Origin of the sequence: Micrococcus sp. IITD107, from assembly GCF_041927415.1 — a bacterium.
Classification (GTDB): domain Bacteria; phylum Actinomycetota; class Actinomycetes; order Actinomycetales; family Micrococcaceae; genus Citricoccus; species Citricoccus terreus.
Map to the genome: position 1 here is coordinate 1 of NZ_JBHFFN010000005.1, position 25,717 is coordinate 25,717.

General features: G+C 70.0%; 29 protein-coding genes. 15 read left to right on the forward strand and 14 right to left on the reverse strand.

Annotated elements, in window-relative coordinates:
* Positions 1-74: 74 nt before the first annotated feature.
* The 3 genes from ACEXHE_RS09575 to ACEXHE_RS09585 all read right to left on the reverse strand — a co-directional run bounded on the left by ACEXHE_RS09575 (position 75) and on the right by ACEXHE_RS09585 (position 2,400).
* The gene (locus ACEXHE_RS09575; RefSeq protein ID WP_016997609.1) at positions 75-677 is read right to left on the reverse strand and encodes a cadmium resistance transporter; all 603 of its coding nucleotides are present in this window, start codon (positions 675-677) and stop codon (positions 75-77) included.
* The gene (locus tag ACEXHE_RS09580) at positions 674-1,033 is read right to left on the reverse strand and encodes an ArsR/SmtB family transcription factor (RefSeq protein ID WP_374785638.1); all 360 of its coding nucleotides are present in this window, start codon (positions 1,031-1,033) and stop codon (positions 674-676) included. The genes ACEXHE_RS09575 and ACEXHE_RS09580 overlap by 4 nt, the downstream gene beginning before the upstream one ends.
* A gap of 725 nt (positions 1,034-1,758) precedes the next feature.
* Entirely contained in the window at positions 1,759-2,400 is a 642-nt protein-coding gene (locus tag ACEXHE_RS09585; protein WP_374785639.1) for a CueP family metal-binding protein, read from the reverse strand.
* A 105-nt stretch (positions 2,401-2,505) separates the two neighbouring features.
* Here ACEXHE_RS09585 and ACEXHE_RS09590 point away from each other — a divergent pair, with 105 nt between their 5' ends.
* The 5 genes from ACEXHE_RS09590 to ACEXHE_RS09610 all read left to right on the forward strand — a co-directional run bounded on the left by ACEXHE_RS09590 (position 2,506) and on the right by ACEXHE_RS09610 (position 5,568).
* Entirely contained in the window at positions 2,506-3,174 is a 669-nt protein-coding gene (locus ACEXHE_RS09590; RefSeq protein WP_374785640.1) for an SDR family oxidoreductase, read from the forward strand.
* Positions 3,175-3,215: 41 nt separating this feature from the next.
* A complete protein-coding gene (locus ACEXHE_RS09595; protein ID WP_374785641.1) occupies positions 3,216-3,581 on the forward strand; it encodes a YciI family protein in 366 nt (121 codons plus the stop codon).
* 135 nt (positions 3,582-3,716) lie between these two features.
* Positions 3,717-4,346, forward strand: coding sequence for a TenA family protein (locus ACEXHE_RS09600; RefSeq protein WP_374785642.1), 630 nt, complete (start codon positions 3,717-3,719; stop codon positions 4,344-4,346).
* Between the two features lie 103 nt (positions 4,347-4,449).
* Positions 4,450-4,968 (forward strand): helix-turn-helix domain-containing protein, encoded by a 519-nt coding sequence (locus tag ACEXHE_RS09605; RefSeq protein WP_374785643.1) that lies wholly within the window; start codon positions 4,450-4,452, stop codon positions 4,966-4,968.
* Positions 4,969-4,986: 18 nt separating this feature from the next.
* A complete protein-coding gene (locus ACEXHE_RS09610) occupies positions 4,987-5,568 on the forward strand; it encodes a PIN domain-containing protein (protein ID WP_374785644.1) in 582 nt (193 codons plus the stop codon).
* Here ACEXHE_RS09610 and ACEXHE_RS09615 read toward each other — a convergent pair whose 3' ends face one another.
* From ACEXHE_RS09615 to ACEXHE_RS09625, 3 genes are read right to left on the reverse strand one after another with little or no spacing between them, the layout of a single operon-like run.
* Positions 5,569-7,146 (reverse strand): glycosyltransferase, encoded by a 1,578-nt coding sequence (locus tag ACEXHE_RS09615; RefSeq protein ID WP_374785645.1) that lies wholly within the window; start codon positions 7,144-7,146, stop codon positions 5,569-5,571.
* Entirely contained in the window at positions 7,143-8,351 is a 1,209-nt protein-coding gene (locus ACEXHE_RS09620; protein WP_374785646.1) for a hypothetical protein, read from the reverse strand. Before ACEXHE_RS09620 ends, ACEXHE_RS09615 begins: the two co-directional genes overlap by 4 nt.
* The gene (locus ACEXHE_RS09625; protein WP_374785647.1) at positions 8,348-9,400 is read right to left on the reverse strand and encodes a WcbI family polysaccharide biosynthesis putative acetyltransferase; all 1,053 of its coding nucleotides are present in this window, start codon (positions 9,398-9,400) and stop codon (positions 8,348-8,350) included. Before ACEXHE_RS09625 ends, ACEXHE_RS09620 begins: the two co-directional genes overlap by 4 nt.
* Before the next feature lie 45 nt (positions 9,401-9,445).
* On the opposite strand from ACEXHE_RS09625, the gene ACEXHE_RS09630 reads away from it, so the two are divergent.
* The 5 genes from ACEXHE_RS09630 (at position 9,446) to ACEXHE_RS09650 (ending at position 15,715) form a co-directional block, all read left to right on the forward strand.
* Complete coding sequence (locus ACEXHE_RS09630) at positions 9,446-10,744, forward strand: hypothetical protein (RefSeq protein WP_374785648.1); 1,299 nt, start codon at positions 9,446-9,448, stop codon at positions 10,742-10,744.
* On the forward strand, positions 10,744-11,667 hold the full coding sequence (locus ACEXHE_RS09635) for a glycosyltransferase family 2 protein (RefSeq protein WP_374785804.1): 924 nt from the start codon (positions 10,744-10,746) through the stop codon (positions 11,665-11,667). The genes ACEXHE_RS09630 and ACEXHE_RS09635 overlap by 1 nt, the downstream gene beginning before the upstream one ends.
* A 155-nt stretch (positions 11,668-11,822) precedes the next feature.
* Positions 11,823-13,163 carry an MFS transporter gene (locus ACEXHE_RS09640; protein ID WP_374785649.1) on the forward strand — a complete coding sequence of 447 codons (1,341 nt, stop codon included), beginning with the start codon at positions 11,823-11,825 and terminating at the stop codon, positions 13,161-13,163.
* Positions 13,164-13,197: 34 nt separating this feature from the next.
* Entirely contained in the window at positions 13,198-14,568 is a 1,371-nt protein-coding gene (locus ACEXHE_RS09645; RefSeq protein WP_374785650.1) for an NAD-dependent succinate-semialdehyde dehydrogenase, read from the forward strand.
* 58 nt (positions 14,569-14,626) lie between these two features.
* Positions 14,627-15,715, forward strand: a complete 1,089-nt coding sequence (locus ACEXHE_RS09650; RefSeq protein WP_374785651.1) for an alcohol dehydrogenase — start codon at positions 14,627-14,629, stop codon at positions 15,713-15,715.
* Between the two features lie 79 nt (positions 15,716-15,794).
* Here ACEXHE_RS09650 and ACEXHE_RS09655 read toward each other — a convergent pair whose 3' ends face one another.
* Entirely contained in the window at positions 15,795-16,142 is a 348-nt protein-coding gene (locus ACEXHE_RS09655; protein ID WP_356968631.1) for a hypothetical protein, read from the reverse strand.
* Between the two features lie 83 nt (positions 16,143-16,225).
* Between ACEXHE_RS09655 and ACEXHE_RS09660 the strand changes: the two genes are divergently transcribed.
* Positions 16,226-16,822, forward strand: a complete 597-nt coding sequence (locus tag ACEXHE_RS09660; RefSeq protein ID WP_091698951.1) for a TetR/AcrR family transcriptional regulator — start codon at positions 16,226-16,228, stop codon at positions 16,820-16,822.
* 8 nt (positions 16,823-16,830) lie between these two features.
* Here the strand turns inward: ACEXHE_RS09660 and ACEXHE_RS09665 are convergent, their stop codons facing one another.
* Both ACEXHE_RS09665 and ACEXHE_RS09670 read right to left on the reverse strand, forming a co-directional pair.
* A complete protein-coding gene (locus tag ACEXHE_RS09665; RefSeq protein WP_374785652.1) occupies positions 16,831-17,919 on the reverse strand; it encodes a glycosyl transferase in 1,089 nt (362 codons plus the stop codon).
* On the reverse strand, positions 17,916-19,103 hold the full coding sequence (locus ACEXHE_RS09670) for a glycosyltransferase (protein WP_374785653.1): 1,188 nt from the start codon (positions 19,101-19,103) through the stop codon (positions 17,916-17,918). Before ACEXHE_RS09670 ends, ACEXHE_RS09665 begins: the two co-directional genes overlap by 4 nt.
* Positions 19,104-19,476: 373 nt before the next feature.
* Between ACEXHE_RS09670 and ACEXHE_RS09675 the strand changes: the two genes are divergently transcribed.
* Complete coding sequence (locus ACEXHE_RS09675) at positions 19,477-20,868, forward strand: carboxylesterase family protein (RefSeq protein ID WP_374785654.1); 1,392 nt, start codon at positions 19,477-19,479, stop codon at positions 20,866-20,868.
* A 77-nt stretch (positions 20,869-20,945) separates the two neighbouring features.
* Here ACEXHE_RS09675 and ACEXHE_RS09680 read toward each other — a convergent pair whose 3' ends face one another.
* On the reverse strand, positions 20,946-21,683 hold the full coding sequence (locus ACEXHE_RS09680; protein ID WP_374785655.1) for a Pr6Pr family membrane protein: 738 nt from the start codon (positions 21,681-21,683) through the stop codon (positions 20,946-20,948).
* An 83-nt stretch (positions 21,684-21,766) separates the two neighbouring features.
* On the opposite strand from ACEXHE_RS09680, the gene ACEXHE_RS09685 reads away from it, so the two are divergent.
* Complete coding sequence (locus ACEXHE_RS09685) at positions 21,767-22,333, forward strand: NADPH-dependent FMN reductase (protein ID WP_374785656.1); 567 nt, start codon at positions 21,767-21,769, stop codon at positions 22,331-22,333.
* Positions 22,330-22,956 (forward strand): GNAT family N-acetyltransferase, encoded by a 627-nt coding sequence (locus tag ACEXHE_RS09690; RefSeq protein ID WP_374785657.1) that lies wholly within the window; start codon positions 22,330-22,332, stop codon positions 22,954-22,956. The genes ACEXHE_RS09685 and ACEXHE_RS09690 overlap by 4 nt, the downstream gene beginning before the upstream one ends.
* Here the strand turns inward: ACEXHE_RS09690 and ACEXHE_RS09695 are convergent.
* Positions 22,945-23,508: a maleylpyruvate isomerase N-terminal domain-containing protein gene (locus ACEXHE_RS09695; RefSeq protein WP_374785658.1), complete on the reverse strand. Its 564-nt coding sequence runs from the start codon at positions 23,506-23,508 to the stop codon at positions 22,945-22,947. The genes ACEXHE_RS09690 and ACEXHE_RS09695 overlap by 12 nt on opposite strands.
* A 34-nt stretch (positions 23,509-23,542) precedes the next feature.
* A complete protein-coding gene (locus tag ACEXHE_RS09700) occupies positions 23,543-23,917 on the reverse strand; it encodes a TfoX/Sxy family protein (protein WP_374785659.1) in 375 nt (124 codons plus the stop codon).
* A gap of 63 nt (positions 23,918-23,980) precedes the next feature.
* Here ACEXHE_RS09700 and ACEXHE_RS09705 point away from each other — a divergent pair, with 63 nt between their 5' ends.
* Entirely contained in the window at positions 23,981-24,274 is a 294-nt protein-coding gene (locus tag ACEXHE_RS09705; protein ID WP_091698963.1) for a DUF3253 domain-containing protein, read from the forward strand.
* Here ACEXHE_RS09705 and ACEXHE_RS09710 read toward each other — a convergent pair.
* Both ACEXHE_RS09710 and ACEXHE_RS09715 read right to left on the reverse strand, forming a co-directional pair.
* Positions 24,259-25,095: a mechanosensitive ion channel domain-containing protein gene (locus ACEXHE_RS09710; RefSeq protein ID WP_091698966.1), complete on the reverse strand. Its 837-nt coding sequence runs from the start codon at positions 25,093-25,095 to the stop codon at positions 24,259-24,261. The two genes, ACEXHE_RS09705 and ACEXHE_RS09710, sit on opposite strands and share 16 nt — an antisense overlap.
* A gap of 17 nt (positions 25,096-25,112) precedes the next feature.
* Positions 25,113-25,676, reverse strand: a complete 564-nt coding sequence (locus ACEXHE_RS09715) for a YbhB/YbcL family Raf kinase inhibitor-like protein (protein WP_374785660.1) — start codon at positions 25,674-25,676, stop codon at positions 25,113-25,115.
* Between the last annotated feature and the right edge of the window lie 41 nt (positions 25,677-25,717).

Here is a 25,717-nt window from a genome sequence, read left to right on the forward strand (position 1 = left end):
AAACCAAGGAAATCCTGCCAACTACTTGACGCGGGACACGCCCGGTCGGGGCCGTTTGGATCGCTGCCGCTACGTCAGAGTCCGAAGGCTCCGCCGCTGACGAGGATCACGATGCCGAGGCCGATGAGAACGATGGGGAAGAGGATGTGCTCCCAGCGTTCGAGCACTTCGGCGATCGGGGGGCGGGTGGCGACGAACTTTGCCAGGGCCACCAGGACCGCGACGAGCGCGAGGAAGACGATGCAGTAGGCGACTACTGCGAGAGGTTCCACGCTGAGGAAGACAGGGGTGTAGACGCCGATGTTGTCGCCGCCGTTGGCAAGGGTGACGCCTGCGACTGTCCACACGCCGACCTTCTTGCCGGCAACCTTGGCCTCGTCGTCATCGTCGTCATCGTCTCCGCGCCAGGCCTGCCATGCGGCCCAGAGGCCGAGGCCCAGAGGGATGAGACCGAAGTACGGGATGGCTGCCGAGGGCAGGAATGCTCCGGCACCGATGGTCACCAGGACCGCGGCACCGAGGATGCCGGCGAATCCGAGGTACTGGCCGGCCAGAATGCGGGCGGTAGTGCCGCGCTGGCCTGCCCCTCGCGCGAAGAAGAGGGAGAGCACGATGATGTCGTCGATGTTGGTCGCTGCGAACAGGCCCATCGCCTGCAAGACCGAGGTGAGGATCATGCGCCCTCCCCAGCTGCGTCGCATCCGGGAAGCGAGCAGGCGGGATCGATGCACGGGGCGTCTTCGTCCACTGCCAGGGTGGCATCGACCAGTGCCGTCAGCGCCTGCGCCAGGTGCGAATCGGCGATCTCATATCGTGTCCGACGACCCTCGGGCTCGGAGACGACGATCCCGCAATCGCGCAGGCATGCCAGGTGGTTGGACACGTTCGGGCGTGTCAGGTCCAGATCTTGGGCCAGTTCCGCCGGGTAAGCGGGATGGTCGAGCAGGGTCAAGATGATCCGGGATCGAGTGGGGTCGGCCAGTGCACGACCCAGGCGGTTCATCACGTCGAGACGCGAAGCAATAGTCAGCATGGACTGAACTATACAGCGCGCACTGAACACTCGGTCACAGGCGTCAGCCCAGATCGCATGCCCGTAAGGGGAACCCCCACCGGACGCTCAGTCGGTTGACGTGGATCGACCTCGGCACGCCTTGGACAGCGTCCCGTAGGCCCCGTTATGCCGAGTTCGGCATAACCGGTCTCATGCCGAGCAGCAGATTATGCCGAGATCGGTGACAAGTAGATGCATCGTGCCTGCTCAGAGGCGTTCTTGGTGTTGGGCTGCTCGGCATAATCCAGGCGCCCCGGAGAAAGCGAGGAGGCGGTCTGGGGATCATCCCGCGCGCCATGTCTCGCAGGCGGTGCGCGTCAATCCGCGGGATCCCCATGCGCACTCACCCTTGTCCCTGATCGATCTTCCCGACGAGATCAACGAAACGGACCAACAGGCACCGACGAAGTCGACCGTTATGCCGAGCGGCTCACCCCGAACACCGCTCTGACCAGCAACAACACGAGCCGCCGGACCGCCACTCGGCATAACCAGCTGCTCGGCATGAGACCCGTCCGGTGGTCCGTCCCGATGACGGGGCGTCATACGAAGCACCCTGGAGAGGTACCTCCGCCGTGCGAGCTGCACCCCCGGTTGGCGTCAAAGCGGGTGGGGGCTCCGGGCATTTCTGTCCACTCCACACCATGTCATCGAACACATCTGTAGGTCGGGTGAAGGTGCGTGGCCGCCGTCGGGATGTCCCATCAGCTCACCTGCAGAGTGGTGAGGCAGGTGGGGTCCTCGGCCCCGGTGGAGACCTGCTGACTGCCCGAGCGTCCGTCCACCTCCACGGTGAGCGTGCCGGTGGTGTCCGCCGGCAGCCAGAGGCCCACGAAGCCGTTGGTGTAGGAGGTGCGCTGCTCATCCACCAGCACCTCACCGCGCGCGTCGGTGAACGTCACCGTCATCTCCTGGTCCACCAGTTCCCCCTGGCAGCCGGCCAGGCTGTGCAGGAAGCACTCGTGGGTGGTGGTTTCGAAGGGCGCTACGGAGAGGTAGAAGCGGTCCTCCGCCAACGGCACGGCGAGCTGCTCCTGGCCCACAGTCAGCTGCACGGACTCCGGCGTGACCGAGCCCATCAGCCCCAACTCACGATCACGGTGGGTGTCCTCCAGTGCGGAGACCAGCTCCTCCACCGGCTGGTCTGCAGACAGGCCCAGCTCGGTCAGCGCCTGTTCTGGGGTGGTCACAGCCTGGCCGGCGGAGGGTTCGGATGCTGGCTGCTCCGCTGGCGCGCAGGCCGCCAGGGTGAGGGCAGCCGTGGCAGCGAGTGCGGCCAGAGCAGTTCGCTGGGCGCGTCCGGTGCAACGAGCGCGGGGTGTCAGTGGTGCGGCGGAGACGGTCATGACTCCATTCTCTCCTCCACGCTCTCGCCCCCGCGTCCAGTCACCGTCCAGCCGCGCCTGCCAAGGTGGAGACAGACCATCAACCTCAACCCGAAGGAGCACCCCATGGCTGAGATCCTGATCATCGGCGGACACGGCAAGGTCGCCCTGCTGGCCACCCCCGTCCTGGCAGAACAGGGACACACGGTCACCTCCGTCATCCGCAACCCGGACCACACGGCCGAAGTCGCCCAGGCCGGTGCCACCGCACTGGTGCTGGACGTGGAGACCGCCACCCAGGACGAGCTCGCCGAGGCGTTCCAGGACAAGGACGCGATCGTCTGGTCGGCCGGCGCCGGCGGAGGCAACCCGCAGCGCACCTACGCAGTGGACCGGGACGCGGCCATCCGCTCCATGGACGCCGCCGCCCAGGCCGGGGTGAAGCGGTACATCATGGTGTCCTACCAGGGCGCCCGCACGGACCACGGGGTCCCGGAGGACAACCCGTTCTTCGCCTACGCCGAGGCCAAGGCCGCCGCCGACGAGCACCTGCGCGGCACGGACCTGGACTGGACCATCCTGGGTCCGGGCAAGCTCACCCTGGACGAGCCCACCGCCCGGGTCCGCCGGGTCTCAGACAACGAGGCGGAGAGCGGCGAAGAGGCCCGGGACACCTCGCGCGGGAACGTCGCCCAGGCCATTGTCACCGCCCTGGCCATGCCGGAGACTGTGGGTCAGCAGATCGAGTTCGTGGACGGGGACACTCCCCTCACGGACGCCTTCCGCTCCGCCTGATCCGCCCCGGGTCGCCGCTCTCACGCACTGAGGAGCCCACCATGGCCCAGTTCCTGCTCACCGTCTGGCATGAGCCCGGTGTGCACGCCGCCGGCACCGCCTACGCCTCCGAGGAGGAGATGATGGCCGCCTTCGCCGCGGTGGGGCAGTTCAACCAGATGCTCCAGGACCGTGGTGCGTGGGTGACCGCCGGTGGGCTGACGCCCCCGGAGGAGGCCACCGTGGTGGACGGCACCCAGCCCGACGCCGGCCCCGTCACCACCGATGGTCCCCTCGCCGAGGCCTCCCATCACCTGGGCGGGTTCTGGATCATCGAAGCCGCCGACCAGGACGAGGCGGTGAACCTGGCGGCTGCCGCGTCCTCGGCGTGCGGCGGCCCGGTGGAGGTCCGCGCCCTGCAGGGCTGAGCCTCACCCAGGGAGGGGCCGGGTACACTCGGCCCTGACGACAGGGGAGCCCCATGAACGGGGGCTGAGAGTGCGCGAGCAGACCCTTGAACGTCCGCAGCCTCCACCAGCATCCGCGTCCGTCCGGGCGGGCACGTGGCCCGGCTGCGGGAGTCCGCCGCGCAGGACTGGGACGCCGCCGTGGACCACCGGTTCGTGCAGGAACTGTTCGCCGGGACCGCGGAGGACGAGGTGCTGCGCGGTTACCTGGTGCAGGACTACCAGTTCTTCGACACCTTCCTCTCCATGCTCGGCGGCTGTGTGGCCCACGCCGACCAGGTGCCCGCCAAGCTGCGCTTCGCCCGCCAGCTGGGCACGCTCGCCGCTGATGAGGACGGATACTTCCAACGTTCTTTCGATGAGCTGGGCGTACCCAAGTCCGATCGCACCAATCCCGAGCTCACGGACACCACGGCTGCGTTCCGTCAGGCGATGTCCGAGGCCACCGCCTCCCAGTCCTATCCGCACCTGCTGGTGCTGCTGGTGATCGCCGAGTGGCTCTATCTGGACTGGGGCGAGCGGGAGGTGAAGATGCCCCGGCGGTACGTGCACACCGAGTGGATCGAGCTGCATCGGGGCCAGGACTTCCGGGCCTGGGTGCAGTTCCTGGTGGACGAGCTGGAGCGCGTCTTCCCGCAGGACCCCGCCGCACAGGACCGTCTCACCCAGGTGTGGTGCCACGTGGTGGGACTGGAGCTGTCCTTCTTCGAGGTCGCCTACGCCTGAGATCCTTGAGCACCTGGACTGGAACCGTAACCCCCACTAGACTACGTAAACGAACAAAACGAAAACCCTACGGTGTCCCTCGAGCCCGAAAGCAGGATCCACGATGCGCCCCAGCACGGCCGCTCAGGAGACGTTCTTCGCTCCGGACAGTCCCGAGACCGGGCAGGTCTTCGACTTCATGGAAGCGCACGCAGCGAAGACCGGGGAACGCCCTGCACCGCAGTTCTTCCTGTCGGGTCCGGAACCGGGGGACCAGGTCCAGCTCCCTCCCGAGATCTACGAGGTCCTGGTCAAGGCCGTGGGCGCCATGCGCAAAGGGATGGCTGTCACCATCACACCGAGTTCGATGACACTCACCACCCAGCAGGCGGCAGAACTCCTGGGTGTCACTCGACCCACCGTGGTGCGCCTGTTGGATGAAGGCTGCATTCCTTTCGAGAAGCCGGGAACTCATCGACGGATCAAGTTGGAGGACGTGGTGGAGTACAAGGAGAAGCGCCGAGCCGCTCAGTACAGTGCCCTCGACGCGCTCGGCACGATAGATGATGAGGATCGCCACCTAGCGACCGAGCGCACGAAAAGAGCCCGCACTGAAGCTGCCCGCCGACGCCGCTCTGCCTGACGGGCGTCGGACACAGCAATGTTCACTGCGCTCCTCGACAGCTGTGTCCTCTGGCCGAGCACTCTGCGAGACTTCCTTCTGTCTTTGGCATTCGAGGGCTCCTACCGCTTCGTGTTCAGCGAAGCGATCCTCCTGGAAGTGGAGGTCAACGAAGAGCTGAAACTCATGGACCGAGGCAGTCCACGAGAAGAGTCTCGGAGTCGTGCCAGACATCTTGCGCAGCAGATGCGTCTGCACTTCGGGGACTCGATCGTGACCGGATGGGAAGGCCTGGAGGGAACCTTCAGCCTTCCCGACGAAGACGACGAACACGTGCTGGCAGCGGCCGTGGCCGGAGGGGCTGGCTGCATCGTCACGGAGAATCTTCGAGATTTCCCCCCGATCCTGGTTCCGCAGGGTATTGAGATCGTCACTCCAGCCAAGTTCGCCTACGAGACAGTCTCACTTCGTCCAGACCTTGGGCTGGCGGCCGTCAAAGCCATGTCAGCAAGGTCCGGTCGGAATCATGCACCGCTGACTCCCCACGAGATCCTGGATTCACTCGATTCGCTCTACGGTCTCCACGACACGACACAGATCATCCGAGATCATCTGGACTGATCAGCCCCAGCCACCCCACCACGCCTCGAGGTCCGGCTCGTTGCGCAGGGTCTGCCAGCCCAGCTCGGCGAGGTCGATGAGCCGGGTGAGGGTGGCGTCGGCGGTGCCCCAGCGGGCCTGACGCCAGCGGGCACGGGAGCTGGTCAGCGTGGCGACCAGCTCCGGGCGATCGGCGCCGTCCGGACCGCCCACACCGCCCGCACCGTCCACGACCTCCACCCGGTCCACGCCCTCCCGCTCCAGCTCGAGCAGCCACGAGCTGACCTCAGCGGGATTCGGCCGCGCTCCCGCACCCGCGGGACGGACGGGAACCGTGAACTCCACCGACCAGTCGGCGGCGCGCGCCAGCTCGGCCGCGGTGACCAGTGGAACAGATCCGCCCGGACGCGTCTGCGCATCGTCAACATCGTCCGGGCGCAGGGTCCGTGGCCTCCGCACGGACCACTGGATCCGGGGGTCGGTCAGGCAGGAGCGGGCCGGCTCCGGGAGCGGCTCACCCGGAGCATCGGCGTTCCGGACGGACACCACCGCGTTGGGCACCGCCTGCAGCACCGCGTCCACGCACAGCACCCCGGCCGCCTGACTCCCCTCCCCCAGCGGGACCGTGACCTCCACGCGGGGGCCGCGGGCCGTCGTCGGGCCCTGGATGCCACCGCCCACCGGGCTGAGGTGACCGGTCAGACCCAGAGCGGAACCGCGCGCGGTGGGGGCGGAGATGCGCGGGGCCAGGACCATGGACTCACGGTTCTTCACGCGGCGGGCCTCGGCGGGGTCCTCGCGGCCGGCGAAGTCCGGACCGACATGCCAGCAGACCGCCTCCGGCACGTGTGCCAGCAGTCCGCCCGCGCGCCAGAGCCGATGCGCCAGTTCCCAGTCCTCGCCGCCGTAGCCCACGAACCCGGGGTCGAACCCGCCCGCGTCCACGTAGACCTCCCGTGCCACGGTGAGCACCGCGGAGATGACGAATCGGTAGCCCGTGGAGTCGGCGCGCAGCAGGTTCTCCGTGTGTGTGTAGGCCTCGCGCAGCCACTCGGGCTCGGTGAGGATGTGGCTGTCCGGGACGGGGTCGCCCGGGCGCCATCCGGTGCGCAGAAGGCTCTCATCCAGGTGCCGGCGGCGGCCGACTACCACCGCCTCCGGGCTGAGCGCGGGAAGTCGGGCGGCTGCCGTGAGGTAGTCCGGCGCCGGGATCATGTCCCCGTCCAGGAACGCCAGCACCTCGCCTTCTGCGGCAGCTGCACCCAGGGCCCGCGCGGCCGAGGCCCGGAAGCCGCGATCCTCCTGACGGACCACGTGCGTGTGGAACGGCAGGTCCGCGGGCAGCTGCGGCGGGTTCGGTGAGCCGTCGTCCGCGATGATCAGCTGCGTCCGGCTGGCCGGATGGTCCTGCGCGGCGAGGGCGGAGAGCAGCAGGTCCAGTCCGGCCTGGTCCCGGTAGAAGGGCACGACGACGGAGATCGCCGGAGCGCGTGCCTCACCGGGCGCGGGGATCAGGTGGGTGGGCTGGGCGAGCTGGTCCCAGCGGTTGCCGGGGACAGGCTGGCCGCGCAGGGACGGGGAATCGGGCGGGAGGGTCATGACAGGGTCTCCGTCAGGAACTGGAGCAGGGCGCCGGCGCAGTCCTGCGGACCGGGAGCAAGCGAGGCCGAGCTGTCCAGCCAGGTCAGGCCGGGGTCGGTGGTGGCGGCGGCGATGCCAGCGGTGAGGGCGGGCAGCGGGTCCGCGGTGGGCTGCACGGCGAGCGTCCCGGGACGCAGGCGGTCCATCTCCTGGGTGTAGGTCCCGGCGGGGACGATCGCCCGGCGGCCCACGGACATCCAGCTGGCCAGCGAGCCGGACGCGGAGACGTTGCGGTGTGCGGCCACGGGGATGCCGGCGGCCAGCAGTGCGGCGTCCAGGTGCTCGTCCGCCACGAACCCGGTGGCGCGGAAGGACAGCCCCAGGGCCTCCGCCTGCTCGGTGAGCTCTCCCACGAGGTGGTCGTGACCGGCGGCGACCGGGCCCAGGGCGGTCACCCGGGAGGGCAGCTCGGCGGGTGAGCCGGGACGGGACTGCTGCGAGCGGACTGCGGCGAGCGCCTGCAGGGCCTCCGCGTGGCCCTTGCCGGGGTAGAGGAAGCCGAGCACCACCACGTCCTGGTCCAGTCCGGACAGCTCCTCCGGCAGCTGCCTGGCCCAGGCGGCGGGGTCGGTGCGGGCTCGGTGGACGGCGTCCGGGTCACGCCGGTCCGGGACGGGCAACGGGACCACGGTGATCCGCGGGGCCGACTCCGATGAGGCTGCTGGGCCGGATGCCGCCGTGCCCGAGCCGCCACCGTGCTCAGTCAGGATCCGCTCCAACAGGGTCCGTTCGTGCGCGCTGGAGACCACGATCCCGGCGGCCCACTGCGCCAGGTCGGCATAGGCGGCTGCCCGTGCGGCGTAGCGGGCGGCACCCTCGGCCGGCTGCGGGACATCATGCAGGGTGAGCGTGGTGCGGTTCCCCTCCAGGGCCTCCGTCAGCAGGGCGACGGCCTCGCGCGGGGCGTCCCCGAAGAGGGAGTCGGTCACATCCAGGTGCACCGCCACACCGCCTGCACGGTTCCCCGCGGACCACTCGCGCAGCCCCTCGGCGTCCGGCAGGTGGACCAGGTCCACGGAACCGTCCTGACGGATCAGCTCCCGCGCGGTGGCCAGCCCGTGCCGCACCACGCCGTGCCGCTCCGGCCCGACCGCGAGATAGACGAGGCCAGTCAGATCGGTCCGCCCGGTTCGTCCGGGGTCGGCATCCAGCCCACCGCTCACGCCATCAGTCCCAGCTGCCGCATCAGCTCGGCATGCCGCTGCACACCGGTTCGCACGGCCTCCGGGTTCTCCCGGTACCAGCCCAGGTGGGCCTGACGGACGTCGGTGTCCGGGACCTCACGTCCGCCCACCACCCAGTGCTCTCGCGCCGGACCCTCCAGCCCCAGTCCGTCCAGGATCTGCTGTTCGATCGGGGCCAGCACATCGCCCAGCATCACCCGGTCCGGCACCGCCACGGACGGGTCCGCGCCCAGCTCAGCACGCACCTTCCCGGCGAGCAGGGCCAGCACCGTGTTAGACGGGTGGTTGATGGTGTGGAACCCGGGCTCGTCCAGACGCGCCAGCTCCTCGGTCACCGTCAGGGTGCCGTGCGCGGACTCCCGGGCGCGCAGCCGGTCCAGGGAGTCGGCCGCCAGGCGCTGGACCGTCCCTGCCGTGAGCGGAAGCCGTGGGGCACCCCAGGCGTCCTCGCCCTCGTCAGGTGCGGGGCCGTCATCGGGAACCGCCTGTCCCTGATGCACACCGAACCCGTGCACGCCCTCGATCCCCAGCTCGGCCGCGGCCTGCGCCAGGGTGCGCAGATCGTGGTACGGCACCACGGGCGGATCCTCGTCCGGACGGTCCGGGTGGCGCACGGTGACCTGCCAGGGGAACAGGCCGGAGTCATAGAGCACCGGGATGCGCACCTGGCGGGCGCCCTCGGGCAGGAGCTGGGCCAGCTGCGCGGTGCCCAGCGGCATGCCCCGGTAGTCGTCCGCCACGGGCTGGGCCACCAGGACCGTGGTCTGGGCGAGCAGCCGCTGCAGGTGCGGCAGGTCCTCCGGGGTCAGCTCGAACACGGGCGGGATGCGCACGCTGGGCGGCAGGGCGGGATCGGGACGGGAGGTGATCAGCTGGCGCAGCGCCTCGGCCTGGCAATTGCCCAGCACGATCAGCACTCCGGACGCGCCGGACTCACTGGACTGGGCAGCGGGCAGTGGCTCGAGCCCGTAGAAGTGGCCGTAGTGGCGGCGCCGGCCCTCGTCCACCGGTGGGGTGTGGGTGGTCATGTCCACAACAGTAGGCTGGAGATCAGCGTTCTGATAGGAGCCCCGATGAACCCCGCCATCCCGAACACCCCCTCGCCGGATGCACCGGTGAATCCGAACATCCCGGCCCTGGGCAGCCAGGTGACCCAGCTGCCCACGCAGGTCACCGTGCAGCCGGTCCCGGCCGGGCACCCCTACGCGCAGCACATCCTGCCGGTGGACCTGGAACCCTCCTACACGGTGCTGGTGGACCCGAAGGTCCCGGACGCGCCCGAGGGGCAGTGGTGGCCGCCGCGCGCGCTGGACGCCGACTGGCTGCTCGAGGACCCCACCCACCTGCCGGACATCCTGCACGTGCATTTCGGCTTCGAGCACTACTCCCCCCTGCAGCTGCGCCGTCTCGTGGAGGTGCTGCGCCAGGCCGGCTCCGCCCTGGTGGTCACCGTGCACGACCTCGAGAATCCGCACCTGACCGAGCAGAAGGCCCACCTGGACCGGTTGCAGGTGCTGGTGCCCGCCGCGGACGAGGTGCTCACCCTGACCGAGGGCGCCGCCCAGGAGATCCAGCGCCGCTGGGGCCGGCACGCCACCGTGGTCCCGCACCCGCATGTGCTGCCGCTGGAGCAGCTGCCCGTCGCCCCGTCCACAGGCCGGCGCCGCGCCGCCACCCCGGAGGATGAAGGGCACGACGACGGCCAGTCCGGTTTCCCGTTCACCCTCACCGCGGGTGCCCGGCGGCAGGCCCCCACCGCCGGTGACACGGTCACGATCGGCGTGCATGCCAAGGACCTGCGGGCCAATGTGGATCCGATCAGCGTGATGGACGGTCTCCAGGCCACCCGGGACCTGCTGAAGGCCCAGGGGATCGAGGCCACCGTCCGGTTCGATGTCCACCGTGGCGTGCAGCGCCCCGGCATGCTGGAGCTCCTGCAGAAGGAGGCCGCGGCCCGGGACATCCAGGTCTGGGAGCACAACCGCCTCACGGATGACGAGCTCTCCGCCGACCTGCTCAACCTGGACGTCTCCGTCCTGCCCTACGGCTTCGGCACCCACTCCGGCTGGGTGGAGCTCTGCCGCGACCTCGGCGTGCCCGTGGTGGTCAATGACGTGGGCTTCGTGGCCGAGCAGGCCGCCGCGCCCACCCCCGGGGCCCCGGCAGACGCCGTCTCGCCGATCGGGGTGTTCACCACGGCGGACCCGCAGTCCATGGCCGCCGCGATCGACCGACTGCTGGATCAGCGCGGTCGGATCCACCCCGCCACCCGTGAGGCCCGTGCCGAGCAGCGCGAGCAGATCGCCGCCGTGCATGACGAGGTCTACAACCGCGCCCTGGCCGTGGCCCGCTCCCGAGCCGCCGCCCGGTGATGCTCTCAGGCGGGGCGGCTGACTGTTCGGTCCTGATCATCACCGGGGGGCGCGACGCCCACCTGGAGCGCGTGGTGCGCGGGCTGGAACGGGCCGTGCCGCGCCCGGCCGAGGTCGTCGTCGTGTTCATGGACCAGCCGGACGGGCAGGTCCCGGAGACGGACCTGCCCGTGGTGGTCGGCCATGTCAGCCCTCCCGACGGCGGCGGGAGACTTCCGCTGGCCGAGGCCAGGAACACCGCGGCCGAGTTGGCCAGCCGCCCAGTGCTGGTGTTCCTGGACGTGGACTGCATCCCGGCGCAGGACGCCGTGGGGCGGCTGTGCCGGACGGTGCAGGAGCATCCGGGGTCGCTGGTGATGGGCACGCCGCGGTACCTGGAACCGGACTGGCTGGCGCGCGGCGGGGCGAGTGTCGGCGGTGCCGGGTCCGGGGCAAGCGGCCCGGGTGCTGACCCGGACGCCCTGCTGAGTGAGCTCTCCGTCCCGCATGCCGCCCGTGCCCACCTGGTCGAGGGGCCCACGCAGGACTGGCACCTGGTCTGGACGCTCGTGCTGGCGGTCAGCGCGGCGGACCACGCACGCCTGGGCGGATTCGACACCGGATTCAGCGGCTACGGGGCCGAGGACACGGACTACTCCTTCCGAGCCCGGGACGCCGGGCTGGCCCTGCGGCACTGCGGTGCAGAGGTCTTCCACCAGCACCACGGCGTCTACCGGCCACCGCTGCACCATGTCCAGGACATCGTGGTGAACGCCCGGCGGTTCCGCCAGGTGCACGGCGTGTGGCCCATGGAGGGCTGGCTGGAGCAGTTCGAGGACCTGGGCCTGGTGCGCTGGGACCGGGAGGGTGAGGTGCTGGAGTTCCTGCGGGCCCCCACCGAGGCCGAGCTGGCCGCCGCCCGGGATGACCAGCGCGCCTACTGACCGGAACCGCCCGACAGACCGGCTCGGGGAACCTGCGGAGCGCATTGTTCTCACCGCTGCAGGGCATTCTTTCGATCTGCGCATAGGTGACACATGGTGAGCTGAGTCACTGTACGTTCGTCAGAGTCTTCCGCACCGTGAACCGAGGAGCCCTGATGAGCGCATCACCTGCTGTGGTGAACCAGCCCACCCCCCAACAGCGCCGGACCACCATCCTCGCCGCCAGCGTGGGAACGGTGATCGAGTGGTACGACTACATGGCCTACGCCTTCGTCGCCGTCACCCTCGCCGCGGTCTTCTTCCCCGCAGCCGACACCGCCACGGCGGTGCTCTCGGCGCTGGCGGTGTTCGGTGTCTCCTTCCTGTTCCGCCCGCTCGGCGGAGTGGTCTTCGGACACATCGCGGACAAGTTCGGCCGCCGCCCCGCACTGACGATCTCGGTGATCGGCATGGCCATCGCGTCCGCGCTGATCGGCCTGCTGCCCACCTACCTGGCCGTCGGGATCGTGGCACCCATCCTCCTGGTGCTGCTGCGCGCCCTGCAGGGCATCGCGGCCGGCGGAGAGATGGCCAGCGCAGCCACCTACGCCTCCGAGGCCTCGGACACTCGGCGTCGGGCCTTCGACGTCAGCTTCGTGAACCTGGGCCTGGTGATCGGCACCGCCCTGGGCGCCGTCGTCGTGGGCCTGCTGTACGCAGGCCTGAGCGAGGAGCAGATGCTCGAGTGGGGCTGGCGCGTGCCCTTCCTGCTCTCGGTGCCGCTCGGCATCGCCGCCATGATCATCCGCAGGTTCATGGAGGAGTCCCCCGAGTTCGATGCCCTCAAGAAGGACAACAAGGTCAAGAAGGCCCCCATCCTCCAGGCCTTCAGCGAGGCACCCGGCCGCGTCATGCTGGTCACCGGACTGAACCTGGGCTCCTTCGCGGCGTACTACATCGTGTTCACCTATATGTCCACGTACTTCCAGACCCAGGGGATCATGACCGCCGCACAGGCCTCCTGGTCCTCCGTGGCCTCCCTGGTCGTCGCCGGCGTGTTCATCCCGTTCTGGGGCCGGATGTCAGACCGCTTCGGGCGCAAGCCGATCTTCCTCTTCGCCACGGCGTCGCTGACGGTGCTGTCCTACCCGCTCTTCCTGCTGATGAAGCAGGGCTTCGTCTTCGCCATGGCCGGCCACATGGTCTTCGGCATCCTGGAGGCCGCGTACCTGGGCGTCTACCTGGCCGCCTACACCGAGCTGTTCACCCCGGCCCTGCGCGTGTCCGGGATCGCCATGGGCTACAACATCTCCTCGATCATCGCCGGCGGTCCGGCCGCCTACGTCTCCCAGTGGCTGATCGGGGTCACCGGGATCGCCGAGGCCCCGGCGTTCTTCGTCATCGCGATGACCGGTTTCAGCTTCGTGGTCTGCCTGGTGTGGTATCACGAGACAGGGGGCCGACCGCTTCCCGGACAGCGCATCCAGCAGCCCCAGCGCGAGCCCGTGCACACCTGATGCCGACCCGACCCACCACCCCGAAGGACAGCAGATGAGCAGCTATCACACCCTGAACCCCGCCACCGGCGAGCAGCTGGCCACCTATGACACGCTGACGGACGCCGAGGTCGAGCGACTGATCGACCAGGCCGTGCAGACCAGCCGGACCTGGCGTCAGGTGCCCCTGGACGAGCGTTCCCAGGCACTGACCCGCATCGCTGACCTGTATGAAGAGCGCGCGGAGGAGCTGGCCCAGACCATCACGCGGGAGATGGGCAAGCCGATCACCGCGGCCCGGGGTGAGATCAAGACCGTTGTCGGGATCTACCGCTACTACGCCGAGCAGGGTCCCGGCTTCCTGAAGGACGAGAAGATCGATGTCCAGGGGTCCGGATCCGCCTACATCCGCCGGGAGGCCATCGGCGTCCTGTTGGGCATCATGCCCTGGAACTTCCCCCACTATCAGGTCGCTCGCTTCGCAGCGCCCAACCTCCTGCTGGGCAATGTGGTCACCATCAAGCACGCCGCCAACTGCGGTGCCTCGGCCCAGGCGATCCACCAGCTGATGGCCGATGTCGGCCTGCCGGAGGGCGCGTACACGAACCTGTTCGCCACCCATGATCAGGTCGAGAGCCTCATCGCCGACGACCGCATCCAGGGCGTCTCCCTGACCGGCTCCGACGGCGCCGGTGCCAAGATCGGTGCCCTGGCCGGCAAGCACGTGAAGAAGGCCGTGCTGGAGCTGGGCGGATCCGACCCATTCATCGTCCTGGAGGACGCCGACCTGGACGAGGCCACCACCGGCGCCGTGATGGGCCGCCTGGTCAACACCGGACAGACCTGCACCTCCTCCAAGCGGTTCATCGTGGTCGACTCCGTGTACGACGCCTTCGTGGAGCAGTTCGTGGCCAAGATGTCCGCTGTCCAGCCCGCTGACCCCACCCTGGAGGACACCCTGGTGGGGCCGCTGTCCTCCGCACGCGCCCGGGACGAGCTGCACGAGCTGGTCGAGGACGCCGTGCAGAACGGCGCCACCGTGCTCACCGGCGGTGCGCCCGTGGACGGACCCGGCTCGTTCTACCAGCCGACCATCCTCTCCGAGGTCACCGAGAAGGCCCGTGCCTACCGGGAGGAGCTCTTCGGGCCCGTCGGCGTGGTTTACCGCGTCCCGGATGAGGAGGCCGCGATCCGTCTGGCCAATGACTCCCCCTACGGACTGTCCTCCTCCGTGTACTCCACGGACATCGAACGGGCCCAGGCGGTCGGCGCCCAGCTGGAGACCGGCATGGTGTGGGTCAACAGCACCTCCAAGTCCTCCGCCGAGCTGCCCTTCGGCGGCGTCAAGCGCTCAGGTTTCGGCCGCGAGCTGGGCCAGCTGGGCATCGAGGAGTTCGCCAACCGCAAGCTGATCCGCATCCCGTGACATCCACCGACCTCGCCGACCCCACTGGCCCCACTGGCCCCACCGAGAGGAGCGGTCGATGACGACCGTACGCAGTTTCGCCCAGTTGTCCGCCGAGGACCCCACCATCCAGGAGCACACGCTCGAGGTGCCGGAGCCGCAGGGGCATGAGGTCATCGTGGACATCACCCACGCCGGTGTCTGCCACACGGACATCCACGTCCGAGAGGGTGGCTATGACCTCGGTTCAGCCGGCTGGATGTCGATGACCGACCGGGGTGTGAAGCACCCCTTGGTCATGGGCCACGAGATCGCTGGGACCATCAGTGCCGTCGGACCCGATGTCACGGACCGCAAGGTCGGTGACCAGGTCGCCGTCTACCCCTGGCTGGGCTGTGGCGAGTGCGCGACCTGTGCGGACGGCCACGAGAACCTGTGCATGCATGCCTCCCGCATCATCGGGATCATGCGCCCCGGCGGCTACGCCGAGCAGGTCTCCGTCCCGCACGAGAAGTACTGCGTACCCCTGGACGGTGTGGATCCGGCCTGGGGTGCCACGTTGGCCTGCTCGGGACTGACAGCAGTGGCCTCCGCCGACCACGTCCTGTCCATGACCGCCCTGGAGAAGGATCTGCCGGTGGCCGTGATCGGTGCCGGCGGCGTGGGACTGATGTGCGTCGCCGCCCTGCACGCCCAGGGTCTGACGAACATCGCCGTGCTGGACCGATCGGACGCCAACTTCGAACGAGCCCAGGAGCTCGGTGCCCGTCAGACGATGCTGGTCCAGGACGAGACCACACCGGACGACGTCAAGACGGCGCTGGGAGACAGCCCCGTCGCGGTGATCGACGTGGTCAACTCCGGGACCACCGCCACCTTGGCGTTCAACACCGTGCGCAAGGGCGGACGGGTGATCCTCGTGGGGCTGTTCGGCGGGGAGATCGTCCTGCCCACGGTGCTGTTCACGCTGACTCAGAAGTCGATCGTCGGCAACTACGTCGGCGGACTGCAGCACCTGCACACCGCGCTGTCCCTGGCGCGCGAGGGACGTCTTCCTCGCATTCCCGTCCAGGAGACGCCGATGACTGCGGACTCCGTGCAGCAGACTCTGGACGACCTGGAGGCAGGCCGCTCCCGCGGACGGACGGTGCTGACCGTCTCGAGGTGATCTGCTGATCTGCTCCGCAGACGAGAACGGCTCGCCCCCAGGTGGGGGCGAGCCGTTGACGCTTCAGGGGGTCAGTCGATCACCAGAAGACGGCGAGGGCGACGTTGACCAGGGTCAGACCGCCGACGGCGTGGGCCAGGCCAGTCGAGACCGGCTGGTCCTTGGCGACCTTGCGGCGACCGATGATGGCGGCCACCAGCACGGCGATCAGCACGACGAGCTTGACGGCGATCTTGATGTGGTTGACCTGACCGTCACCCATCTCCAGCAGGCCGACCAGCGCGACGCCGGTGACCAGCTGGATCCAGGCGCCGATGTGCTGCCACTGCAGCACGGTGGGGTTGCGGAAGGTGGCCAGCCAGCCGCCCAGCAGGGCGGCGGTGCCCACGAAGTGGAGGAAGAGAACAAGGGAGTGCACGAAGTCCATCCTTCGAGCGTACCGTCGTCTCGACAGCGTGTCGAAAAGACCTCCAGTCAGGGTTAGGATGGCCCCGACTCAGGAGGAGATCCATGCCCCGCATCAGTGAGGCCACCGTGGCCGAGCACCGTGCAGCCCGCGAACGGGCGCTGCTCGACGCCGCCCACGAGATCCTGCTCGAGACCGGGGAGGCCCCCGGGCTGCCCCAGGTGGCCCAGCGGGCCGGCCTGGCTCGGACCAGCGTGTACCAGTACTTCGCCTCCAAACAGGACCTGCTCCAGGCCATGGTCCGGGACATCTACCCCCGGTGGACCGAAGGCATCACCGCCGCCATGGCCGCCGCCCCCACCGAGGCCGACCGGATCCTGGCCTATGCCGTGGCCAATGTGCGGCTGGTGGCCGACGGTGCCCACGCCGTGGGCAGCGCCCTGGCCGCGCTGGCACCCGGCGAGGAGCTGGACGAGCAGGCCACCCGGATGCACCGCGAGGTCCAGGAGCCGCTGGTCCAGACCCTGACCGCACTGAACGTGGACTGCCCCGAGCAGGTGGCCGAGCTGATTAACGCGGTGGTGCACAGCACCGTGATGCTGCTCGAGTCCGGTCAGAGCGTGGACTCCGCCCTGTCCCACCTCCACGTGGTCCTGGGACCTCTCGTTCGCGAGCACGGGGGCACCGGCGCAGCCGTCTGACGGGCCAGTCAGCGGCGCCGTGCCACCCGGTCGACGAGCTCTTCCCAGCGGCGTCGGTGCTCGGCCGGCTCCGTGAGCAGCTGGTGGGCCAGTCGGTCTGCCGCAGCGAGGTCGGCGAGCGCAGTTCGGACGGCACCAGCCCAGTCCGCCTCGGGGTCCGCCCAGGCACACCACGGCACACCGGCCTGGGCCTGGGCGGCCTGGGCGAAGCGGAGCTGTTCATCGAACGGCCGCACCTCCGGGGCCAGCACCAGGGGGCGGCCGCTGCGCACCGCATCCACGCTGGCGTTGTGCCCGGCGGAGACCACCACCAGATCGGCCTCGGCGAGCCGGGCGGCCACGCTGTCGGTCCAGCCGTGCAGGGCCAGGTTCGGCGGGGTTGCTACGGTCTGCGGCTCGACCACCGGACCGTACACCTCCCACTGCGCCGCCGGCACCTGCTGGGCCGCGCGCGCCAGGTCGGTGAGTCGCACGCCCCCACCCCCGGTCCCGGTCACCACGGCGATGCGCGGCACCGCCGCCGAGTCCAGCCGCTGCGCCGTCCCCGCCCGCTCGCTCAGCCTGCCGGTCACATCCGGGGTGCCCAGGTTCACGGTCTTCTGGCCGTACTGCTCCAGCCAGCCCGGATCCTCCAGCCCCGCACCGTAGTAGGCCACCAGGGCGTCCACCTCGGCGTACAGCAGCCGGTGCGCGGCATCGGTGCGGTCTCCGTGCATCCTCCGGTGGATCACCGGGTAGCCGGCCAGCCGCAGGAACAGGGCGGCCTCCACGGACACGTCCACCACCACCACGTCCGGCTGCACGCGCTGCGAGGCCGCCAGCAGGGTGCCGAATCTCTGCTGGATCTGCGGTCCCACCGGGGTCCAGTGCAGCGCGGAGCTCGCCGGCTGGCGATGGCCGTCCACCAGATCAGAGGGCAGGGGCACGACGTCGGCCCCGTCCGGGAGCATGGCCACGGCACGTGGGTGCGCCGTCACCACGGTGACGTCGAAGGCGTCGGCGCCCATCAGGGTGCGGGCATGGTGGACATGGCCGGCACCGTGCTGGTGGGCGTAGTAGAGGACACGGCGTCTGGCGGTGACGGCGCTGCGAGTCATTGGGCGGTCTGGATCGCGCTGTACCGCGGCGGATCCACGTCTCGGGGCCCCTGGTGCGGTTCGATCGTCTCGCGGGTCTCCATCAGCATGCGCTGGGTGAACGAGGTCGGGCCGGGACCGGGGCCGGTCAGCATTCCCGCGCTCTCGCCGGCCTCCTGCAGCACTCCGAGGTAGGTGTCCACCATCAGGTCGGAGCTGAACCGCCGGGACCAGGCGCGCACCTGAGCCCGCTCCCGAGTTCGGGCGACCTCAATCGAGTCCGCCAGGGAGCGTGCCGAGTGGTGCACGGCGAGATCACCGGCCTGCGGGGCCACGATCTCTCCCATGGATCCGGCCAGCAGCGCGGCCACGGGGGTCCCCATGGCCATCGCCTCCACGGTGGCCAGCCCGAACGGCTCGGCCCACAACGGTGTGGAGAGGTAGACCTCGCCGGAGGCCAGCAGGTCCGGCAGCCCCTGGTGGTCCAGGTGTCCCCAGTACACCGTGTCCGGGCCCAGCAGCGGCTCGATCCGTTCCCGGTGGTAGGCCGGATCGGAGATCGGTCCCGCGAAGTGCAGCTCCATGCCGGCCAGGCGGGCCGCTTCGATCGCCACGTGCAGCCCCTTCTCCTCGGTGATCCGCCCAGTCCAGACAGCCCGTCCAGGGACGGGTGCGACGGTGCTGTGCCAGTGGGCCAGCTCGATGCCATTGGGGACCACGGCGATCCGAGGCAGTCGATGCCGCCAGGCCAGCGCATTGGAGGCCGACACGGAGAGCCACCGGTGCCCGGGCGGGGCTGTCCACTGCGGATCGTCCAGGACCTTGAGCACCGAGGCCAGGGTGGCGGGAGTGTGCAGCACGGTGACCATCGGCAGGCCTCGCAGCAGCCGCAAGGGAGCGGCCGAGAGGGAATTGTTCAACACCACCTGGGCGTCGCTGTCCAGGATCATCTGACAGGCCCGTTCGGCACCCTGGTCCAGCTCATCGTCGAGCGCCCCCGGCAGGACGTCTTCCCTGCCCTCGGGATGCACCTCCAGCACCGGGATCACCGTGGCTGAGACCTCGGTCCCCTCCCGGGCGTAGACGGTCACCTCATGTCCACGCCGGACCAGGTGCTCCACCGTCATGGCGGTGTGCATCTCCAGTCCGCCGGCGAACGGCGACCGGATCGGATGGAGCATGTGGGTGAGCACGGCGATGCGCACGGGACGACCTCTCTGCGCTCGACCCTGAGCACCGGATGAGGCGGCAGGGCGGGCGCTGGATGCATCAGTCGAGTCACTGTGGTTCAGCGGCCCGGGGGGTGTCTGACGGTGCATCACGGCCCGTGACACACCCTCTGACAGTAATCCGAGCGCCCTGCGGTGTCGACATGGTGAGACCGGGAGATGACAAGCCCCCCTGTGAGACTGCTAATCTCCATCTGCACCGGGGCCACGGACCGAGCGGCGCACACCCCCTTCGGCGCCGCTCCGGCAGCCGGTCACGGCTGTCTACACGGTGACGGCGCGGGTGTCGCCCCCCCCCTCCGATGCCCGCGTCGGAACTGTGACCGCCCCGACCTCTAGCCTGGAGACCGTGACCTCCCCCGACGCCCCCACCCCCTCCTCGACGTCCCCACGATGGACTCTGCCCTCCGGCACCACGGTCCAGGGCTGGATCGATGACCGCTCGGCCTCCCACCGCACCAGCAGTTCCGCGGCCGTCTGGCGGGCCACCGGGATCCCCTATGCCCAGGCGGAGCGGTACTGTCCTGCGGAACCGGCACCGGCCGTCGTCGGGACCCTGAAGGCCACCGCCCTCTCCCCCGCCTGCCCGCAGCGTGACCTGGCCATCCTCGAGGGCGCCGCGCCGGCGAACCCGCTGGGGGACCTGACGCAGGACGAGCACTGTCAACACCTCTCCGTCACCGTCCCCGCGGGCACGGATCCCGGCGAACGGCTGCCGGTGATGGTGTGGATCCACGGCGGGTCCTATGTGGCCGGCGCCGGGGACCAGCCTCTCTACGGCACCCACGCCCTGGTGGCCGAGCAGCGCGTGATCACGGTGAACGTGACCTACCGGCTGGGCATGTTCGGGTTCCTGGGCGTGCCGGATGCAGGCATCCCGGCGAACCTGGGACTGCTGGACCTGATCGAGGCGCTGCGCTGGGTGCAGGAGAACATCGCGGCGTTCGGCGGGGACCCGCAGAATGTGACGGCGTGGGGCGAGTCAGCCGGGGCGGACGCGGTGTCGCACCTGATGATCGCCGAGGGCGCGCAGGGGCTGTTCCGCCGGGCGATCATCCAGTCCGCGCCGTTCGGGCTGATGCGCGGGCGGGAGGCGATGACCAACGCCCTGGGTGCCGTGGCCGCCGAGGTCCCCGCCGACGCCCCGCCGGAGGAGCTGCTCACGGTGCAGGAGCGGATCGAGCGCACGGCACTGCGGTTCGGGCTGCGCGGGGCCATGCCCTTCGGCCCGGAGTACGGCCACCACCCGCTGCCTGCTGCGGCGGACCTGGATGCGGCCTGGGCTCAGGCGGCCCGGCGTGTGGACGTGCTGGTGGGCTGGAACGCCCGTGAGGCCTCCCTGTTCACCCCCGGCGTGCAGGGTGTGAAGGTCCTGCCGGACGTGCCCCTGGTGGGCCGGGCCGCTCATGAGGGGCTCGTCCGGCTGCTGACCGAGTCGATCTACGGCCGGGGTGTCCGCGCGTTCCTGGCTCGGCATGCCCGGGCACGCGGGAACGGGTACCAGTACCTGTTCGACACCGGCTCAGACCACCTGCTGGACTCCTCCCACGCCGCCGAGCTGCCGATGCTGTTCTGGGACCGGGCGGTCTGGGGGGCGGCGGAGTCGCTGAGTGAGGTGGACCGGGACGACTACGAGTCCCGGGCGCGGCAGATGCGTGCGGCCTGGGCCACGTTCGCCCGCACCGGGCACCTGACCACCGGCACGATCCCGGGTGTGGTGACCGTGGAGCGTGCGGGCTGATCAGCGCCAGCCACTGCCCGGTGTTCGAGTGATGCCGTCCTGTCGCTGAGCAGGTGCTGATCCTCGCGGTAGCGACGTCACGGCATCATTCGCCGCCTCCGGGCACCCTGAGAGAAGAGCCCGACGCCGGCCCGGTCCAGCAGGCGGTCGGCGCACCACATCAGGGCGGCCAGGGCCACGAAGAACGCGAGGATCGCGCCCACATAGACCATCACCCCGCCGTACCCCATGCGGGGCACGTCCAGGATGCTGTACGGATACCAGTCCAGCCACGGACCGCGCAGCAGCGTGAACCCGAGCCAGCCCAGCGGCAGGACCATGGAGCGTCCGATCGCCCGCCAGGTGACCTGACCGCGCGGACCGAACACGATCCACAGCAGCGGTGTGAGGATCGGGGTGACGATGTGCTGCAGGGTGTCGTTGAACCGCTCGATCCCCACCAGGGTCTCCTCCCCGCGCAGCAGGAGGTTGAAGACCACGCCGGTGATCACGATGCACACCACCCCGGCGATCCGCAGCGCATGGAACCAGGTGGCGGTGCGGTCCGGGTTGATCGCCAGCAGCAGTGAGGTCAGTCCCACCAGGAAGTTGGAGAGGAAGGTGAAGTAGGTGGGCTGGTTGACCATGTGCTCCCAGCCGGCCTCGAACACCCCGGAGAACCCGGCATTCGGTGGCAGGTCGGAGTCCTTCCAGGAGCCGATGTGGAAGGAGAGTCCGTTGCCGCCGAAGGACAGCAGCGCGGCCAGCCCGAAGGCCACGCGCGAGGCGAGGTGCGAGCGCTCGTCTCCGGCCGTCGTCGTGACCCTGCTGTCCATGGCTCCAGTATGACCTCGGCCAAGTGTCCTGCGCGCCGTGCTCCTAGGCTGGGGCAGGGGACCGACGAGATGAGGAGAGCAGCATGAGGATCGGGATCGTGATCGGGTCGGTGCGCGAAGGGCGCTTCGGCGAGGGCATCGGCGCGTGGGTGAAGGAGCGGGCGGACGCGCTGGCCGGCGAGCTGGGCGCGGGCCAGGAGGACGTGGAGTTCGAGCTGCTGGACGTGCTGGAGTTCGACCTGCCGATCATGCGGGTGGAGAACTGGGCCGAGCGCCCGGACGCCCCGGAGCAGGTGGTGCGCTGGCGGGACGCCGTGGCCGCGTGCGACGGCTTCGTCTTCATCACCCCGGAGTACAACCGGACCATCCCCGGTGCGTTCAAGAACGCCTACGACCTGCTCTCCACCGAGTGGCGGCACAAGCCCTTCGCGCTGGTCTCCTACGGCGGCGCGGGCGGGGTGCGCGCCCAGGAGACCTGGCGCGTGGTGGCGGCCGCGTATGAGATGGTCGACGTCGGCGCCTCGGTGGCGCTGATCCGTCGCCTGGACTTCCCGGACGGGCACTTCAAGCGCACCGACCACCACGACCGGACCCTGGGCAAGGTGCTGACCCGGCTGGTGGAGCTGACTCGGGCGCTGGGCTCCCGGTGACGGCAGCAGGCACCGGCCGCCCTGCCCCGCCGCCCCCGGTCCCGCTGCGGACGGACCGGCTGACCCTGCGGCACGTCCGGCCGGAGGACGCCGAGGCGCTGCTGTGGTACTACCGCCGGGAGGACGTCACCCGGCATCTGCTGGACGGGCCCTGGGACGCGGAGCGCGCGGCCGAGCAGGCCCGGCACCGGTCCGGACGGAAGCACATCACCCAGTCCGGCTTCGCCACCGTCCTGGTGGCCGAGCTCACGGAGCGGGGGAACGGTGCTGAGCCCGGCCGGCTGGTGGGGGACATCAGCCTGTGGGCCGTGGATGAGACCCTCTCCCACGGGGAGGTCAGCTGGGTGGCCGATCCCGAGCTCGGCGGCCACGGCTACGCCACGGAGATGGCCCGGGCGGTGCTGGGCCTGGGCTTCGAGCACTACGGGATGCACCGGATCCAGGCGCAGGTGGAGTCCACCAACCGGGCCTCCGCCCGGCTGTGCGAGCGGCTGGGCATGACCCGGGAGGCGCACCTGCGCCGGAACTGGTGGATCAAGGGTGCATGGACGGACACCCTGGTCTACGGGATGCTCGCCGAGGAGTTCACCACTGGCGGCGGGACCGCAGGCTCAGACTGCTGAGCGGCCGGTCCGGGCGAGCACCTGCTGCTGGCGGGTGGCCCCGGCAGGGACGTCCACCGGCTCCTGGAAGATCCCCGGCGCGTACGCGTGCTCCCCGAAGCCGTCCACAGCGGCGTCCACCGTGTTCAGCTCGGCGTCGGTCAGCTGCTCATCCCGGCCCTGCGAGCGGGCGATGTCCCAGCGGTGCACGATCAGATCGAAGCCGTAGAAGCCCAGCAGGGTCTGGCCCACGGTGGAGGGCCCGAACGGGGTCTCCATGCTCTGCGCGGCGAAGTCCTCGTCCCCGATCAGCGCGGCCATGGCTGCCTGGTGCTTGAACCACTGCTGCTCGGGCTGCTCCGGCTCGCCGTCCCACAGGGGGACCTCCCGCCCGTGGCGCTCCACGAACTCGCGCTGGGTCTGCATCACGTGGTCCAGCACGTCCGCCGCCGTCCACCCCTCGCAGGAACTGGCGGCCGACCAGTCCTGGACGGACTCGACCACGGCGGTGAACGGCTCGGCGGCGGCGGTCCAGGCGGCGGCGAGGTCTGAGCGGTCCGAGGGTTCGTTCACGGCGTCCTCCAGCGGGTCGGCAGCCTCTGCTGCGTCAGGGCAGGGTGAGGAGGTCGTTGTAGTCGATCGCCTCCGAGAGCCAGTCTGCCAGGGCCTCGGCGTCCAGCACAGCGGTGTCCACCCGGATCCAGCTCAGTCCCATGCTCTTCTGGCCCATCCGCGCGGGCTCGGCCCCGGGCCGGCCCTGCAGCAGCGCCGAGCGGTCCGGATCCACCCGGACCAGCAGCCCGTCCGTCCCGATGGTCACCGCCAGGGCACCGCGCACCATGAACGCCCGCTGGCCGAACATGGTCTTCTCCTGGACGTCTCCGGCCACATCGGTGCGCCCGGCGATCATGGTCCGCAGCAGGTACTCGGCCTGGGACGGACGCAGGCCAGTGGAGTCGGGGCAGTCGGCGCGCGTGGTCACCCCTCCATGGTGTGCGCCCGGACGGGGGCTGGACAAGGGCCTGCGGGCAGGGAGACTGGAGGGATGACCGAGGCATGCTGGGCAGGACGGATCGAGGAGCTGGAGCAGGCCATCCTGGAGCTGCTGGAGGAGCGTGCCGAGGATGCGAGCATCTGCCCCAGTGAGGCGGCCCGCCGTGCGGCCGCCGCCTCCGAGGACGGCACCCCCTGGCGGGAGCTGATGGACCTGGCGCGCGCCGCCGCCCGGCGTCTGGCCGACGAGGGCGTGATCGAGGTGACCCAGGGCGGACAGCCGGTGGACCCGGCCGCCGCCCGTGGACCCATCCGCCTGCGGACGGCGACTCAGTCCCGGTCCTGAGGGGTCTCCTCCAGCACCTGGACCATGCGCGGGCCCGGTTCAATGACGACGACGTCCGACCCTGTGTCCACACCGTTCCTGCGGAACGCACTCAAGACCGCCGCGATGACCGCATGGGTGGCCGCCTTGGTCTCCAACTGTGTGGCTCCGGACCAGAACCGCAGGTCGATGCCCACCGTCGTGGTGCCCACGTCGGTCAGCAGTGCCCGGGGTGCGGGCTCGGGCAGGACGGACGCCACCTCGAGCATCGCGGCCTCGGCGATCCGGCACGCCCGCGGCAGGTCCATGGCATCATCCACATCCACTCGCACGGTGGTCCGCACCTGCTCGAACCCCGTCTGGACGGTGACCACCTGGGAATGCAGCACGGCGTTCGGGATCAGGACCAGTCGACCGTCGAACGTCCGCACCGAGGTCGAGGTCAGCCCCATCGCCACGATGGTCCCCCGATGATCCTCCACCTGGATCTGGTCCCCCACCCGGAACTTGTCCCGCGCAAGCATCACGATGCCGGCGAACATGTTCCCCAGCACGGTCTGGAAGGCGATGCCCGCCGCGATGGACACGACGCCGACTCCGCCCAGGATGTCCACCGGACGCACCGAGGGGAACACGATCGCCAAGGCCGCGAGCAGGCCCAGGGAGAGACCCAGCCAGAAGCCTAGGCGGGAGAAGACCGCTGCCGCAGCCTGGCCTCGGCCCCGCCACCTCATGACCCCCAGCACTGCCAGGCGTATGAGCAGGCCGAGGACGAGGCCGACGGCGATCGCCGCCAGCCCCAGCCCGAGGCCGGCCCAGGTGACCTGCGGCAGGTTGATCACCGGGCCAGGATCATCTGTCACTCGCTGGTCTCGCCCGTCACTACCAGGCTGGCCCGGCCGATGGTGTGCCCGAAGACGTTGAAGCCGAAGAAGGTGCCCGTGGCGTCCTTCTCGATCCCCAGGTCCTCGGTGTCCAGGGCGAACACCACGATGAAGTAGCGGTGCGGCCCGTGGCCCGCGGGAGGTGCCGCGCCCATGAAGCCCGGGGCGCCGCCGTCGTGGTCCAGCTGGAACGAGCCCTCCGGCAGCGCCGAGCCGTCAGCGGACCCTGCGCCCTCGGCCAGCTCGGTGACGTCCGCGGGGATGTTCACCACCGACCAGTGGCGGAAGCCGGTCATGGTGGGCGCGTCCGGGTCCACCACGGTCACGGCGTACGACCTGGTGTCCTCCGGCGCACCGGACCAGGACAGCTGCGGGGAGACGTCGGCGCCGCCCTCATGGCCGGAGCCGGCCGAGTACTGGGCGGCGGGCCACTCCTGGCCGTGGGTCACGGTGCTGGAGGTGACGGTGAACTGGGGGACGTCCTTGAGCCGGGCGAAGGGGTCGTTGCCCTGGATGCCGGTGGGGTCGATGCTCCTCATGCTGCTCTCCTCTGCTCGGGGGTCAGGTGATGCGGTGCTCA